Genomic DNA, 15,072 nt, shown 5'->3' on the forward strand with positions numbered 1-15,072 from the left:
GTATTTCAAGGAGGTCACCGTCCTGATGGACGCTGAATCGTCGCCCGTCCCTTTTTTAACCGGACTCCTGGTCTTTCTGGTCATCGCTTCGGCCTATTTCTCCAGCTCTGAAACGAGCATGATGAGCCTGAACCGTTACCGACTTAAGCATCTCGCACGCCAGAAGCATGCCGGTGCCCTGCGCGTGAGTAAACTACTGGAAGCGCCAGACAAGTTACTGGGTGTTATCCTGATCGGCAACAACTTCGTCAATCTGCTTTCGGCCTCAATTGCCACCACCATTGCCATCCAGGTATTCGGCAATCCGGAAACCGTACTGACCACCGTGTTGTTGACGCTGGTCATTCTTATTTTCGCCGAAATAACACCCAAGACCATTGCTGCACTTCACCCGGAGCGTATTGCCTATCCCTCCAGCCTGCTGCTGATGGTGTTACTCAAGTTGCTCTATCCGCTGGTATGGATGGCCAACCGCGTGTCACATGTGTTGATCCGGACACTGGGCATCAAACCGGAAGCATCACCGGATCATCAACTGAGCCCGGAGGAACTGCGAACCGTTGTACACGAATCGGCACAGATGATTCCAAAACAGGGTCAGGGAATGCTGCTGAACATCCTCGACCTGGAAAAAGTGACGGTCAACGATATCCTGGTTCCCCGCAGCGAAATCATCGGCATCGATATTGAGAGTGATGTCTCCGTCATACTGGATACCATCAGCAATAGCCAGCACACGCGCATCCCGATCTACCGAAAAGAGATCGACAACATTGTCGGCGTGTTGCACATGCGCAGCCTGGGCCGTTTCCTGCGCAGCACAGATCTTGAGCGCGACGACTTTCTCAATGAAGCCGACGAACCCTATTTCATTCCGGAAAGCACACCCCTGCACACCCAGCTGTTCAATTTCCAGTCCAGCCGTAAGCGCCTTGCATTTGTTGTTGATGAGTACGGCGTCATCAAAGGCATTGTCACACTGGAAGATATCCTGGAAGAAATAGTCGGCGAATTCACCACCGACATGGCTGACAACAGTCGCGACATTCATCCCCAGACTGATGGCAGTTTCCTGATTGATGGCACCGCTACGCTGCGTGACATTAATCGCACACTGGACTGGGACCTGGATTCGGAGAATGCGAAAACCCTGAATGGCCTGCTGGTGGAGGCACTGGAATCCATTCCTGAATCAGCCACGGGTATTCAGGTTGGCAATTACTATGTGGAAATCATCCAGGTAAAAGACAATTTGATCAAGACAGTACGCATGTGGCGTGCGCAGGAACTTATCGACACTGACGATGCCGACGGTTGATCAGGTGCCGCACTGGTAGTCGGGAGTGCAGCTAATAATACTGACCTGGTCTGGCCATAATAGCTGGCGCACGCACAGCTCAGGCGCGCCCGGATTGTTATCCGCACGCAGCGCAAGTGCAACCCGCAATCCTGCCACAGTGAGCGACCACAGGCGCCAGTAATGATGCGGTGGTGCTTCATGAGGCGCCGGGTAGAACACCAATGCGGGTTCAAATCCGAATTCAAAATTCCGTAAGGCACGCGCCAACCCCTGACCATTAGCTTTGACACAGGCTTCCTTCAATGTCCACAAGCGCAGAAAGCGATCCTGTTGCTGTGGCGGCGGCAGTGCCTGCAACGCATTAAACTCTGAATCGGAGAAAAATCGTCTTGCCAGTGCAGCCGCCTCCAGCGGTCTGTCCAGAGCTTCGATATCCACGCCCACCTGATCGAGCGCAGCAAATGCCAGTACCAGCATGTCATCCGTGTGCGACAGATTAAACACCGGCGCCGGCAACGGTCCGAGCACACAGGGCCGACCTTCGGCACTTCGCCCCAACTGCCACTGCCCAGGTTCAACACCTGCCTGATAGACTGACAGCAATCGCCTGAGCACGGCCCGGGTAAGCAGAAACATGGCATGGCCTTTGGGCAGGCGTCGACTTTGCAGACGTTCCCATTCGGCAGCGCTAAGCCAGTGCCCGGCGATTTTTTCCATGGCGGTCACATCATCCGTGGCCGGCACCAGCCAGACATCAATCTGCGTCAAAGGCAGCTCAAGCGGTGTCAGTGGCTCTGCCACAGCCATAACCGCGCTCGCTGCAGACGCTGGCCCCGCCCCTGGTCCCAATGTCATCAAATATCATCCCGATCACTGTCAGCGTCACCGGCCAGACGGCTGATCTCGTCCAGCGCTCTCTGCACCTGCGTCACATCATTAAACAGGATCAGGTAACCCATGCGTTTATGGCTATTGCCAAGAATTGGCATGATGCTGACATCGTAGTGACGGTTACCGCTTAACGTGGTCATACGACCCTGCCAGCCACTGTCGACCACTGATGCATCGACACCCGTAAAATATTTCTGCAAGACGTCTACGACGGGCTGCCCCCCTACCCGTGACAGACTTTCCCCGGTCATATCAACAAAGGCGGGGTTTACGTCGGAGATCTGATGCTGCTCATTTGCCACCACCACGGCAATATTGATGTGATCAAACACCCGGTCCCGGGCGACGGGTGTTAGCGACAGGAAATGATACTGGTGCGTGGCAATAGTTACCAGGATCGCGCTGATGACAAAAAACAGGGAAGTCGGATCAAAACCGCCAGCCAATTCGATACCCGCCACGTACATCATATTGGGAACCACCGGTATCAATGCGGCAACAGCAATCAGCAAGGATTGAATGCGATAAACCTGTGGCTGTTTCATGCTGGTATTGAGCAGCAACAGTGAGCCACCCAGTGTAAACAGGTGGGCGCTGAACAGATGCAGCCAGAAGCCAATTCCATATTCCAGATCCAGCAGGACAAAACCATTGCGTTCGACCAGCACAGCGCTGGTGTACAGCAACTGGTGCTGATCCAGAGTCATGACCAGGGTGATCGAGCTGGCTGGGACGACCATAAATACCAGCAACAGACGCCCGCACAGCCATCGATCAAAACCGGCAAAACTGATGGCAAAGAAGAACCAGGTGGTTGTTGCGCTGATCACACCCACATACACCAGGCGCTGAAAGCCAAGCTGCCAGGCCTGCGTGGTGCCAACATTGGCGATCAGTTCGCCAAACGTCCAGATGACGAAGCTGGCCATCACCGCCACCCAGAGCTTGCCACTGCGAGTGTGCGCCTGGTTCAGGCTGAAGGTGCCCAGCGCACACGCCATCAGGCCCGCGACCAGATAAAGATAGTTAATAGGGGGAAACTGGAAATCCATAAATCGCATGCTCTCCGGCGTGTCGACAGCGCCGATCAGGACAATAAATCGTATTTGCGCAAATAACCCCGCAACTGGTGATAACTCAGATTCAGGTGCGTTGCTGTTTTGCGCTGGTTAAACTGACAATGCTCCAGCGCCTTGCGCAGCAGATCAGTTTCGTAATCCTGAATATGCTGACGAAAATCCAGTGACTCGCCATCCCAGTCAACGACAGCTTTGTCCTCACCTGACACTCGTTCGGCCGGCACAGAGTCTTCGCTTGTCGACACCGCAGTGGTCTCAACAGTCTCGCGAACCGGTGACACAGAAGGACGGTAAGGCGACTCAAAAGGGTTGAACACCAGCCGGGATACGGTTTTGTTGGGATGCTGGTAAACCGCTCTCTCGATGACATTCTTGAGCTCCCGGATATTGCCCGGCCAGCTGTAGCTGAGTAACTGACGTTGGACGGCATCAGAGAAACCGGCAAAAAAATCCTCATCCATCTCTTTAACCATACTGATGGCAAAATGTTCGGCCAGTACCAATATGTCGTCTTTGCGGGCGCGCAGCGGTGGCAGCGTCACCACGTCAAACGCCAGTCTGTCGATCAGATCCTCGCGAAACTTTCCGGCGCGGCCAAGCGCTGGCAGGTCCTCATTGGTCGCCGCTACCAGGCGCACGTCAACTTTCAGGGTCTGATTGCCCCCCAACCGCTCGAACTCACCATATTCAATCACCCGCAGTATTTTCTCCTGCACGGGCATGGCCGTATTGGCCAGCTCATCCAGGAACAGCGTGCCGCCATCAGCACGCTCGAACAGACCCTTGCGTTGCCCTGTGGCGCCGGTGAATGCGCCCGCTTCGTGTCCAAACAACTGCGCTTCCAGCAAAGCATCACTGAGCGCGGCACAGTTTATTTTCAGGAAATTGTTCTGCCACCGCGATGACAGATAATGCAGTCGCGATGCGATAAGCTCTTTACCGGTACCCCGTTCACCCACAATCAGAACGGGTTTGTTAAGAGGCGCCACCTGAGAGACGTGTTCCTGCATCTCGAGAAAACTGGCGGACTCTCCTATCATACGGGGCAGTGACACTTCCGATGGCATATATTTTCTCAGCAAAGACCTTAAACCAATATGTCGCGAAAAATACCACTTATTAACCCAAACAGCCATGCGCCAAAAGTCATAAAAACCGGACAGCTAATTTATATGCTTTCTATTCAAAGCTTTATCGCGAATTTCAAGTATTGGCACAGTTCCTGCTCCTTCTGCTTGGACCCGATCCACTAACGCCAATTTTTGAGGTAATAAACATGGGTATCTTCTCACGATTAAGCGACATCATTAACTCCAATATCAGCGCCATTCTGGACAAGGCCGAAGATCCGGAAAAAATGATTCGTATGATGATTCAGGAAATGGAGGAGACACTGGTTGAAGTTCGCAGCAGCACCGCCAAGGTGATCGCTGAGAAAAAAACCGTTAATCGCCGCATTGAACAGCTGGGCCGCCAGGCTGCAGACTGGGAAGAAAAAGCAGAGCTGGCGTTGAAGAAAGAGCGCGAAGATCTGGCGCGGGCTGCGTTGATTGAGAAATCCAGTGTCCTGACCACAATTCAGATGCTGGAAGATGAATTGGCCAAGCTGGATGAGACAGTTGACAAGCTCAGCCATGAAATCGAGCAACTGCAAGCCAAGCTGACCGATGCCCGCGCACGCCAGAAAACACTGCTGATGCGCACAACGGCCGCCCAATCTCGTGTTGACGTCAATCAGAAGCTGCATAACTACAGTATTGACAATGCGATGAACAAATTTGAATATTACGAGCGCAAAATTGATCAGATGGAAGGACAGGTAGACAGTCTGAATATCAAGCAGCGCGGCCTCCAGGATGAGTTCGAGGAACTGGCCAATCAGGAAAAGATCGACCAGGAACTGGAAAGCATCAAAGCTAAACTCAATAAGTAACCAAAGGACAAGGCCCATGGAATTCTTTGAATTTGTCATCGCGCTGGTCGCCGTAGGCGGCACATTCGTGACGATCTGGGTTGCCTTGCTGTACCGCCGCAAGGAGAAAAAACTGCCCGCGGCGGAACAGGCCTATAACCTGGGCCAGCTCAGCGCTCTGGCCAACAGTATGAGCCAGCGAATTGATACACTAGAGTCAATTCTGGACGCCGAAGTGCCTGGCTGGAGGGAACATCATGAGCAACAACACTGAAGGCGATACAGCCTATCGCAGCACCCGGGCACCACTGACACTGGACCGGGAAAACCGGAAGGTGCTGGGTGTCTGTGGCGGCTTTGCCCGTTATCTTGAAGTACCGTCAGCACTGGTCAGGGTTATCTACTGTGTCGCCTGCCTGGCGTCACCGTTCCTGATTATTGCCTACTTCGTCATGTATTGGCTGCTCGACGACGAAGAGCGGCCGGCACGCATCAAAGCCGCCATGGGCGGTAAAGCCAGAATGTCGGGATTCTCGGAGAAAAGCCGTAAACAGGCGTCAGCCGAGGCTGACCTGGATGCTGCGGAGACCGGCTTTGACGAAGGCGAAACCGAACCGCAGACGCCTCGCTTCGATCTGAAAAGGCCTCTGCATCGCAGTCGCAGCAACGCACGCATCGCGGGTGTCTGCGCAGGTGTCGCCAACTACCTGGGCATCAGCACCTTTCTGGTCAGACTGGTGACGTTCCTGTCGCTGTTTATACTGGGTGGCGTGACGTTGTGGGGCTATGTAATTTTCTGGATCGTGCTTGACAAGGAACCCAAAGGCCGTAAAGTAACGGGAAGACGCAGCTACAGTAAGCGTCGGCAGAGCAGACAGAACGGCCAGAATGACAGACCCATTGACGACGAAGAAGAACTCGATAATGGTCTGGATATTGAAACATGCGGTAATGCTCTTCGCGCCGCAGAAAAAAAATTGCAGGACGTGGAAGCGTTCATGACATCCAAGCAGTTCAGGTTACATTGTGAAATCAACAGGATTTAACCGCTTATGGGCGATTTACCTGACTTCGATACCCTGCTTGCCATGCATCGGGATAACCCCGAAGCACTGGAGAAACTGCGCCGCCGACTAACCCGTAATATCCTGCAATCCGCCCCCGATAGCGCTCGGCAGCGACTGGAGGGGCTGCAGTTCCGCATCGACATGGAATTACGGCGGGCCAGCAACCCCACGGCCCGCTGTTTACGTTTATCCGATATGATGCATGACTCCTTTGCCCGCCTGAACCACTGTCTGCATCACCCTCTGGACGAAGTTAATGCGCGACAGGGCCGCCCCAAGGCTGATATCCTGAATATGGATTCACGCCGCCGACAGCGTGTAAAATCGTCAAAACCGCACTAAGGCATCGACCTGCATCAACTGCAATTCAGCGAGTGTTTGCAGATACTGCAGCTATCACTGCCTCTGGAAATACAAATAGCCAGGCGGCAACCTTCAACTACAGAGACTGCATGAAATTTTGCCACTATTGTGCCGGCCAGGTAACTCACCATATACCTCCCGGTGACGACAAATTGCGTTATTGCTGTCTGAGCTGCGACGTCGTTTTCTACCAGAACCCCAACAACATTGTTGGCACCCTGCCCATTAGCGGCGACAAAGTCCTGCTTTGCCGTCGCGCCATTGAGCCACGCAAGGGTCTGTGGACACTGCCAGCGGGCTTTATGGAGAATGGTGAAACCACGCTGGAAGGCGCGATTCGGGAAACTCGCGAGGAAGCCGGTGCCGAACTCAACCTGACCGAAGACAGCCTGTACACACTGTTCAACCTGCCCAATATCAACCAGGTCTACCTGTTCTTCAAAGGCGAATTGGCCAGTAGCGAGTTCAGCGCGGGCATTGAAAGTCTGGAAGTAGAACTGTTTTCTGAAGAAGATGTACCGTGGGACGACATTGCATTCGCCGTCGTAAAGTCTACCCTGCAACAGTATTTTGAAGATCGCAGAAAACAGCACTACCCGGTACGCATGTACGATGTACGCTATTCACCTGACAGAAAAGCGGAAATCACGCTGATCAGCGAAAGCCACTGAGCCGCCCGGTCTGAATGCGTGCCCGATGCCTGATTGCTCGTTTGTTACCGGCTGGATGATGATTGGATGGCGATTGGCAGATGGCCACGGCATCCATGCCGGGCCAATGCGTCCTGCTCCGTCCCTGGCATCATGCATCAAATGCACAAATGCTGTCCTTGCCTGCTTGTCCCTGATTCTGCCTGACACTCGCGCTGTATCTTATCAACGGCTTTGCTGCCGCTGTCTTTTCCTTGATAGCAATGCGTATGATCCGAGCCACGCGATTACTGGAAACCGATACTAATGCAAATGTTTTTTCCAAACGACACAACTTGTGTCCGAGACGAGAGCTTATCGATAAACCCTCACATTTGAGCGCTGAATGCTTTCAGTATTTTACTCACATTCTTATTCAAAAATCTGAGAGCAAGATCACATCGTAGGCAGGTTCTTCGAAAGGATGCGCAAGTTTGAGTGCGGCGACCGCAGAACGGATATGTGCCTCATCGCACACCAGCTCCACTTTGAATTCTGTTACCCGGGTCAGTGTCTCGTGTTGGCCAACAAAGGGAGAGGCGCCGGCCAGGGGACGAAACTGCCCCTGGCCGGCTGTTTGCCAGCAACATCGGTCGTAATCGCCAATGCGGCCAGCACCCGCTTCAAAGATGGCGTCTTTGACCGCTTCCAGGTGATCTTCGGGGACAAAAAAACAGAGCTTATACAATTGCTGCCTCCTGATGATCCTGTGGACTGTCTGATTTGCTCTTCTGCGCTGCGCTTCTGCACTGTCCGTCTACTTGAGCCACGCCCTCGCGTTACGGAACATTCGCAATGTTGGTGCGTCCTCTTTCCAGTCATCAGGGTGCCAGGAATTCTGCACCGTGCGGAATACCCGCTCCGGGTGCGGCATCATGATGGTGACGCGTCCATCCTTGCTGCACACGCCGGCAATACCGGCAGGAGAGCCATTGGGGTTCTCCGGATAGTGCTCAGTCACGGCGCCGCCATTATCCGCATATTGCAAGGCGATACCCGCAGAGGCCTTCAGCTGCAGCTGATCACTGCTGCCAACAAAGCGGGCCCGCCCTTCCCCATGTGCAACTGCCACCGGGAACAGTGACCCCTTCATACCCTGCAGGAAGGCTGACGGGGACTCAGGCACTGTCAGCAAGCTGACCCGGGCTTCAAACTGTTCCGAGCGATTGCGCTCAAAGCGGGGCCAGTGATCAGCACCCGGGATCAGGTCATGCAACAGAGACATCATCTGGCAACCGTTGCACACGCCAAGCGACAGCGTATTCTGGCGTTCAAAGAATGCAGCGAATTGCTGTCGCAACGGCTCGTTAAACAAAACTGATTTGGCCCAGCCGCCGCCGGCGCCGAGAACGTCGCCGTAAGAGAATCCACCGCATGCGGCCAGAACATTGAACGTTGCCAGATCCACAGAACCGGCCAGGATATCACTCATATGTACGTCAACGGCACGGAAGCCGGCCCGGTCAAATGCCGCTGCCATTTCCACATGACCATTGACACCCTGCTCACGCAGCACCGCTACCGAGGGGCGCACGCCCGTGTTGATGAATGGCGCAGCAATGTCCTGATTGATGTCATAACTCAGCCGCGCCTGCAGACCCGGGTCGGCTTTGTCCTGTAATCGCTCGAATTCCTGCTCTGCTGTTTCCGGGTTGTCGCGCAGCATCTGGAGTTCATAACTGGTCAGTGCCCATAATTGCTGACAGGCAGCACGATCACGTTCCTGCAACAGTCGACCGTTGTTAAAGACCCGAATCTGCTCACCATCAGTGGGCTGACCAATCACACTGGTACAATCGGACAAACCATGTTCCTCAATGAGGCTCAATACCAGATTCAACTGAGTGCGGGGAATCTGCAGCACTGCACCTGGTTCTTCGTTGTACAGAACGTCTACGGCATTGGTTTCCGGGTGTAACAGTTCTGCCAGATCAATATCCAGCCCGCAGTGACCGGCAAAGGCCATTTCCGCCAGCGTCACCATGACGCCACCATCTGAACGGTCATGGTAAGCCAGCAGCAGGTCACGTGCATTCAGTTGCTGAACCAGATTAAAGAAGTTTTTCAGATCCTGGGCGTTGTCGAGGTCAGCAGGTACATCACCCAATTCACGATAGACCTGAGCCAGGGCGGACCCGCCCATGCGATTGCGACCGTGCCCCAGATCAATCAGCAGCAGGTCAGTTTCACCTTTGTTGATGCGCAGTTGCGGTGTCACCGTGCGCCGGATATCAAGCACCGGCGCGAATGCCGAAATGACCAGCGACAAGGGTGACGTATTGCTTTTCTGTTCGCCTTTGCCCTGCCACACGGTACGCATCGACATGGAGTCCTTGCCGACTGGAATACAGATACCAAGTGCCGGGCACAGTTCCATCCCTACGGCCCGAACCGTTTCATACAAGCGGGCGTCTTCACCAGGATGACCAGCGGCAACCATCCAGTTGGCAGACAGTTTGATGTCACTGATATCATTGATGCGGGCACAGGCGATATTGGTAATGGCTTCAGCGACGGCCATACGACCGGATGCCGGTGCATCAAGCAATGCTACCGGGGTGCGCTCACCCATCGCCATGGCTTCGCCGCAGTCACTGTCAAATGCGCTCGCAGTAACGGCGGCATCGGCTACCGGTACCTGCCAGGGCCCGACCATCTGGTCGCGACTGACCAGACCGGTTACGGTGCGATCACCAATGGTAATCAGGAAGCTTTTACTGGCCACCGCAGGCAGACTGAGGACGCGCTCAAGTGCCTCATCCAGTTCTATTTGCGCGGTATCCAGCGCCACTGCTTCGATGTCTGCGCTGCTGGCATCTCGATGCATTCGCGGCGGCTTGCCAAACAAGACCGACATCGGCAGATCAATCGGCAGGTTGTTAAAGTGCGAGTCCTGTAACCGGATCACATCTTCGTCTGTGGCTTCGCCGACCACGGCATGCGGACAGCGTTCACGCAGACAGATAGCCTCAAACTCTGCAAGCCGTTCCGGCATCACAGCAAGCACATAACGTTCCTGGGCTTCGTTACACCAGATTTCCAGGGGTGACATGCCAGACTCGGCATTGGGAATATTGCGCAGCTGGAACACACCTCCGCTTTCGCCGTCCTTAACCAGTTCTGGCAGCGCATTGGACAAACCACCGGCGCCGACATCATGAATAAAGGCAATCGGGTTGTCGTCGCCCATCTGCCAGCACTGATCGATGACTTCCTGGCACCGACGTTGCATTTCCGGGTTTTCCCGTTGCACCGATGCGAAGTCAAGTTCAGCAGCACTGGCACCGGCGGCCATGGAAGAAGCCGCGCCGCCACCCAGTCCGATCAACATTGCCGGGCCACCCAGCACAATCAGCTGAGCGCCAGGTTCAAAGGCATGTTTCTGTACGTGTTGTTCACGAATATTGCCCAAGCCACCGGCAATCATGATGGGTTTGTGGTAACCGCGCACTTCAGGGCCATTGACCGAAGGCACTGATTCTTCATAGGTGCGGAAGTAACCACAAAGATTGGGGCGTCCAAACTCATTATTGAAAGCAGCGGCACCGATGGGGCCTTCCAGCATGATGTCCAGCGCGGAGACGATATGCGCGGGACGACCAAAGTCTTCTTCCCAGGGTTGCGGCAATGCCGGAATACGCAAGTTGGAAACACTGAAGCCACACAGGCCCGCCTTGGGTTTGGCACCGGTACCGGTGGCGCCCTCATCACGGATCTCGCCACCATTACCCGTGGCTGCACCCGGGAACGGTGCAATAGCCGTTGGATGGTTATGTGTCTCCACCTTCATCAGGATATGGATAGGTTCCTGGGTGTAGGTGTATTCATGACTGTGCGGTTGCGGAAAGAAACGCCCACCGTTGCTGCCAGACATGACCGCTGCGTTGTCTTTATAGGCAGACAGCACCTTGTCCGGAGATTTTTTGTGTGTATTACGGATCATCGCAAACAGCGACAGTTCCTGGTCAACGCCGTCCAGTGTCCAGCTGGCGTTAAAAATCTTGTGACGGCAGTGTTCGGAGTTTGCCTGTGCGAACATCATCAGCTCGATATCGGTCGGGTTGCGACCCAGACGTGAGAATGAATCCACCAGGTAGTCAATCTCATCGTCGGCCAGTGCCAGACCCATCGCCTGATTGGCGCTGGCCAGCGCTGCTCTGCCCGAATCCAGCACATCAACGGTTGCCAGCTCGCCCGGGGCGGCGTGGCTAAACAGACAGCTTGCCTCGTCTATGTCAGCCAGAACTGATTGCGTCATCTTGTCGTGCAGGAAACCGTCCAGCGTCAGTAATTCATCGTCAGACAGGGGCTGAGTCAAGGTAATATCCCAGATCACGCCGCGCTCAAGGCGAACCACGGCATCCAGTCCACAGTTGTGGACGATATCAGTGGCTTTGCTTGACCAGGGCGATATGGTGCCTGGCCGCGGCACAACCAGCCGAGTGACGCCTTCACTGTTCTCCCCGGCGCCCTCATCGCGAGGCTCCTGACCGTAGGCCAGCAGCTGCTGCAGAGCACTGGTTTCGTCGGCACTGAGGTCACGTGTGCATTCAGCGAAATGGACAAAGTACGAGTTCAGGCCACGCACAGCGGGCAGTTCCTGCTGCACGTTGCGCAGTAACTTACGGAGTCGGAAATCGGAATGAGCGGTGCTGCCAGTGAGAACAAGCATTATGTCTGATAGCCTTAAAGTCAGTCGAGCCGGAAGAAGAAACCTGCAGAATTCGGGGCAGTATGATACGCCATTTGCCAGTAAAAATCAGGCAATTATTGCGACTGGGAGCCTGCGTCAGTTGCTGACGCTTTGTCCGCGCGGCGATCGCGGCGTTGACGGAAAAACTGTTTCATCAGTACGGCCGCCTCTTCCGCCAGAATACCACTGCTGACCACCAGTTCATGGTTGTAAACCCCATTCTCCAGCAATCGCTGACCGCTACTGACAGCGCCGTAACGCGGCTCGGCGGCGCCGAACACCAGCCTGGCAATACGCGCATGAATAATCGCGCCCAGACACATGGTGCAGGGCTCAATGGTGACATACAGGGTACAGCCTGGCAGGCGGTAATTCTCCAGCGTCTGTCCGGCATCGCGCAGGGCGCAGATCTCGGCATGAGCGGAGGGATCATGGCGGCCAACCGGCTGATTATAGCCCTGGCCCACGACCTGGCCATTTTTGACGATGACCGCGCCGACCGGCACCTCATCATGACTGCCAGCCCGGGCTGCCAGACTCAGGGCTTCGCGCATAAAGGCGATATCATCGTCCAGCGAAGAGACAGCCGACACGTTAGTGTCGGCACCGGCGGTGTCAATATCGATCACTGCTGTCCTCCTGCCGCTGCCCTGATGGAGGCTCCATTCTACCGGCAGCATTGGCAAGGGCGCCAGTATCTTGTGTCGATGACATGAGAGAGAGGTGATGGCCACCTGAATACAGAATGGCCACCACATTTAAGCAAAGTGGGAGCTTAGAAGTAGAATCTCATCCCGATCTGCAGGGTCGTGATATTGTCTTCGATCGAGTCATCGGTGGCAAAGACATCATCTGTCGCTAACTGGAAGTTGATCGCGGTAGATATGGCCATATACGGACGGACAAACCATTTAACACCGGTTTCGATATCAAACACGGCGCCATCGCCGTCGTCGAGATCGGATTCAGCATCAAAATCGCCGTCATCGAAACTGACCGAGCCCAGGCCAATTGCTGCGCCGACATACGGTACCCAGCGACTGTCACGATTAAAGTTGTATTCGGTGAATACACCGACATCAAGGCGATCTACACCACCAAAATCCGCTGCACCCAACTGAGCACCGACTTCCCAACCGTCCTGCAGGAAGTAGCCATAGGATCCATCCAGGTCATAGTCGAGTTTGTCAAAATCAGGGAATTCCAACCGGCCCGATATGCTGACCTCTTTCGTCCCCTGATCCAGCATGGGAGTCCAGTTTGTGTCTTGAGCCAGTGTATAACCGCTGCCCGTCATGAGCACAGCAGACATAAGTATTGCACTTTTTTTGAGTTTCATACGTCTCTCCAATGAGTTAATGCTTCCTTTAAAAGACCCGAAGACCTCGGGTCTTTTCACTTGACCTGCTGACGGCCAAAAAAGTTACAACTCATTGAAGTTTTTTTAGACTATTCCCACTCAATCGTTGCCGGTGGCTTCGACGAAATATCGTAAGTTACCCGCGACACATCGGTAATTTCATTGATGATGCGGTTACTGACGGTTTCCAGCAATTCATACGGCAAGTGAGCCCAGCGCGCAGTCATGAAATCGATGGTTTCCACCGCGCGTATGCTGATCACCCATGAGTAGCGTCGCCCATCACCCACAACGCCAACAGATTTCACTGGCAGGAATACAGCAAAGGCCTGACTGGTTTTATGGTAGTAGTCAGCTTTGTGCAGTTCCTCAATGAAAATGGCGTCTGCGCGGCGCAGAACGTCACAATATTCCTTTTTCACTTCACCCAGAATGCGCACACCCAGCCCCGGTCCGGGGAATGGATGGCGATACACCATATCGTAAGGCAGGCCCAGTTCCAGGCCAATACGGCGCACCTCGTCCTTGAACAGTTCGCGCAGCGGTTCGACCAGTTTCAGCGCCATGTTTTCGGGCAGCCCACCAACATTGTGGTGTGACTTGATAACATGAGCCTTGCCCGTGCGGGACCCGGCAGACTCAATGACATCCGGATAAATAGTGCCCTGCGCCAGCCAGCGCACGTTCTCTATCTTCGAAGCCTCCTGGTCGAACACTTCTATAAAAGTATTGCCAATGGCTTTGCGTTTCAGCTCAGGATCACTGACCCCGGCAAGGCGGTCAAGGAACATGTCCTCAGCATCAACACGGATAACTTTGACGCCCATGTTTTCAGCAAACGTGGCCATCACCTGATCGCCTTCGTTCAGGCGCAGCAAGCCGTTATCAACAAACACACAGGTCAACTGATCTCCGATAGCTTTGTGCAGCAGCGCTGCCACTACCGAGGAATCAACACCCCCGGAAAGACCGAGCAGAACGTGATCGCTGCCGACCTGCTCACGCACAACCCGAATCGCATCATCAATGATATTGGCTGACGTCCACAGCGCATCACAGCCACATATTTTACGCACAAAACGTTCCAGTATGCGCTGACCTTGCAGGGTATGAGTCACTTCCGGATGGAACTGGACACCATAGAACCGGCGAGATTCATCCGCCATGGCGGCAATGGGGGCACTGCCGGTCTCGGCACTGACCACAAAGCCTGGCGGCAATTTGATGACCTTGTCACCATGGCTCATCCATACGTCCAGTTGCGGCACGCCGCCTTCCGCCATGCGATCTTCAATGCCGTCAAACAGGGCACCCGGCGCAGGCAGATTTACTTCAGCATAACCAAACTCGGATTTGTCAGATGCTTCAACCTTGCCTCCGAGTCGTTCGGCCATGGTCTGCATACCATAACAGATACCCAGCAATGGCACGTTCTGGGTAAACAGGTAATCAGCAGCCTGCGGTGAATCGGCCAGCGTAGCTGTTTCCGGGCCGCCGCTGAGGATAATGCCCTGCGCTGCAAACGCTTCCACTTCCGCCTGGGTGCACTGGTAATCCCAGATCTCACAATACACGCCAAGTTCACGAACCCGGCGAGCAATCAGTTGTGTGTATTGTGATCCAAAATCCAGAATCAGTATTTTCTGGCTGTGAATATTTTGACTCATGCGTAGCTTGCCTTGTTCATGACGTTATTGATAACCAACCTCCAGATACAA

14 protein-coding genes are annotated in these 15,072 nt (G+C 54.3%); 6 read left to right on the forward strand and 8 right to left on the reverse strand.

Features of this window, described 5'->3' with window-relative positions; all coding sequences use genetic code 11:
* Positions 1 to 25 precede the first annotated feature (25 nt).
* Positions 26 to 1,318 carry an HlyC/CorC family transporter gene (locus PHACT_RS02800; protein WP_070115816.1) on the forward strand — a complete coding sequence of 431 codons (1,293 nt, stop codon included), beginning with the start codon at positions 26 to 28 and terminating at the stop codon, positions 1,316 to 1,318.
* On the opposite strand, the gene PHACT_RS02805 is transcribed toward PHACT_RS02800, so the two are convergent.
* From PHACT_RS02805 to pspF, 3 genes are read right to left on the reverse strand one after another with little or no spacing between them, the layout of a single operon-like run.
* Entirely contained in the window at positions 1,319 to 2,155 is an 837-nt protein-coding gene (locus tag PHACT_RS02805; protein WP_083264289.1) for a 4'-phosphopantetheinyl transferase family protein, read from the reverse strand.
* A complete protein-coding gene (locus tag PHACT_RS02810) occupies positions 2,155 to 3,252 on the reverse strand; it encodes a histidine kinase N-terminal 7TM domain-containing protein (protein ID WP_083264290.1) in 1,098 nt (365 codons plus the stop codon). Before PHACT_RS02810 ends, PHACT_RS02805 begins: the two co-directional genes overlap by 1 nt.
* Positions 3,253 to 3,278: 26 nt before the next feature.
* Positions 3,279 to 4,310, reverse strand: coding sequence for a phage shock protein operon transcriptional activator (gene pspF / locus PHACT_RS02815; protein WP_245730552.1), 1,032 nt, complete (start codon positions 4,308 to 4,310; stop codon positions 3,279 to 3,281).
* A 236-nt stretch (positions 4,311 to 4,546) separates the two neighbouring features.
* Here pspF and pspA point away from each other — a divergent pair, with 236 nt between their 5' ends.
* From pspA to PHACT_RS02840, 5 genes are all read left to right on the forward strand, one after another.
* Entirely contained in the window at positions 4,547 to 5,203 is a 657-nt protein-coding gene (pspA, locus tag PHACT_RS02820) for a phage shock protein PspA (protein ID WP_070115820.1), read from the forward strand.
* A gap of 16 nt (positions 5,204 to 5,219) precedes the next feature.
* Positions 5,220 to 5,456, forward strand: coding sequence for an envelope stress response membrane protein PspB (pspB, locus tag PHACT_RS02825; protein WP_070115821.1), 237 nt, complete (start codon positions 5,220 to 5,222; stop codon positions 5,454 to 5,456).
* Positions 5,440 to 6,228 (forward strand): PspC domain-containing protein, encoded by a 789-nt coding sequence (locus PHACT_RS02830; RefSeq protein WP_070115822.1) that lies wholly within the window; start codon positions 5,440 to 5,442, stop codon positions 6,226 to 6,228. Before pspB ends, PHACT_RS02830 begins: the two co-directional genes overlap by 17 nt.
* Positions 6,229 to 6,234: 6 nt before the next feature.
* A complete protein-coding gene (locus PHACT_RS02835) occupies positions 6,235 to 6,591 on the forward strand; it encodes a DUF3135 domain-containing protein (protein WP_070115823.1) in 357 nt (118 codons plus the stop codon).
* A 110-nt stretch (positions 6,592 to 6,701) separates the two neighbouring features.
* A complete protein-coding gene (locus tag PHACT_RS02840) occupies positions 6,702 to 7,283 on the forward strand; it encodes an NUDIX hydrolase (RefSeq protein ID WP_070115824.1) in 582 nt (193 codons plus the stop codon).
* A 394-nt stretch (positions 7,284 to 7,677) separates the two neighbouring features.
* Here the strand turns inward: PHACT_RS02840 and PHACT_RS02845 are convergent, their stop codons facing one another.
* The 5 genes from PHACT_RS02845 to guaA form a co-directional block, all read right to left on the reverse strand.
* On the reverse strand, positions 7,678 to 7,989 hold the full coding sequence (locus PHACT_RS02845) for a Nif3-like dinuclear metal center hexameric protein (protein WP_070115825.1): 312 nt from the start codon (positions 7,987 to 7,989) through the stop codon (positions 7,678 to 7,680).
* Between the two features lie 69 nt (positions 7,990 to 8,058).
* Positions 8,059 to 11,973 carry a phosphoribosylformylglycinamidine synthase gene (gene purL, locus PHACT_RS02850; RefSeq protein WP_070115826.1) on the reverse strand — a complete coding sequence of 1,305 codons (3,915 nt, stop codon included), beginning with the start codon at positions 11,971 to 11,973 and terminating at the stop codon, positions 8,059 to 8,061.
* A gap of 95 nt (positions 11,974 to 12,068) precedes the next feature.
* On the reverse strand, positions 12,069 to 12,620 hold the full coding sequence (gene tadA / locus PHACT_RS02855; protein ID WP_397389514.1) for a tRNA adenosine(34) deaminase TadA: 552 nt from the start codon (positions 12,618 to 12,620) through the stop codon (positions 12,069 to 12,071).
* A 149-nt stretch (positions 12,621 to 12,769) separates the two neighbouring features.
* Entirely contained in the window at positions 12,770 to 13,333 is a 564-nt protein-coding gene (locus tag PHACT_RS02860) for an outer membrane beta-barrel protein (protein WP_070115827.1), read from the reverse strand.
* A 110-nt stretch (positions 13,334 to 13,443) separates the two neighbouring features.
* Complete coding sequence (guaA, locus tag PHACT_RS02865; RefSeq protein WP_070115828.1) at positions 13,444 to 15,021, reverse strand: glutamine-hydrolyzing GMP synthase; 1,578 nt, start codon at positions 15,019 to 15,021, stop codon at positions 13,444 to 13,446.
* Positions 15,022 to 15,072: the final 51 nt, after the last annotated feature.

This window comes from Pseudohongiella acticola (assembly GCF_001758195.1).
Taxonomy (GTDB): Bacteria; Pseudomonadota; Gammaproteobacteria; order Pseudomonadales; family Pseudohongiellaceae; genus Pseudohongiella; species Pseudohongiella acticola.

What these genes read in the sequence shown, in the direction of transcription:
- PHACT_RS02800 (WP_070115816.1), top strand. Translation starts at nt 26, where the DNA reads ATGGACGCTGAATCGTCGCCCGTCCCTTTTTTAACCGGACTCCTGGTC.
- PHACT_RS02805 (WP_083264289.1), bottom strand. Translation starts at nt 2,155, where the DNA reads ATGACATTGGGACCAGGGGCGGGGCCAGCGTCTGCAGCGAGCGCGGTT.
- PHACT_RS02810 (WP_083264290.1), bottom strand. Translation starts at nt 3,252, where the DNA reads ATGCGATTTATGGATTTCCAGTTTCCCCCTATTAACTATCTTTATCTG.
- pspF (WP_245730552.1), bottom strand. Translation starts at nt 4,310, where the DNA reads ATGATAGGAGAGTCCGCCAGTTTTCTCGAGATGCAGGAACACGTCTCT.
- pspA (WP_070115820.1), top strand. Translation starts at nt 4,547, where the DNA reads ATGGGTATCTTCTCACGATTAAGCGACATCATTAACTCCAATATCAGC.
- pspB (WP_070115821.1), top strand. Translation starts at nt 5,220, where the DNA reads ATGGAATTCTTTGAATTTGTCATCGCGCTGGTCGCCGTAGGCGGCACA.
- PHACT_RS02830 (WP_070115822.1), top strand. Translation starts at nt 5,440, where the DNA reads ATGAGCAACAACACTGAAGGCGATACAGCCTATCGCAGCACCCGGGCA.
- PHACT_RS02835 (WP_070115823.1), top strand. Translation starts at nt 6,235, where the DNA reads ATGGGCGATTTACCTGACTTCGATACCCTGCTTGCCATGCATCGGGAT.
- PHACT_RS02840 (WP_070115824.1), top strand. Translation starts at nt 6,702, where the DNA reads ATGAAATTTTGCCACTATTGTGCCGGCCAGGTAACTCACCATATACCT.
- purL (WP_070115826.1), bottom strand. Translation starts at nt 11,973, where the DNA reads ATGCTTGTTCTCACTGGCAGCACCGCTCATTCCGATTTCCGACTCCGT.
- PHACT_RS02860 (WP_070115827.1), bottom strand. Translation starts at nt 13,333, where the DNA reads ATGAAACTCAAAAAAAGTGCAATACTTATGTCTGCTGTGCTCATGACG.
- guaA (WP_070115828.1), bottom strand. Translation starts at nt 15,021, where the DNA reads ATGAGTCAAAATATTCACAGCCAGAAAATACTGATTCTGGATTTTGGA.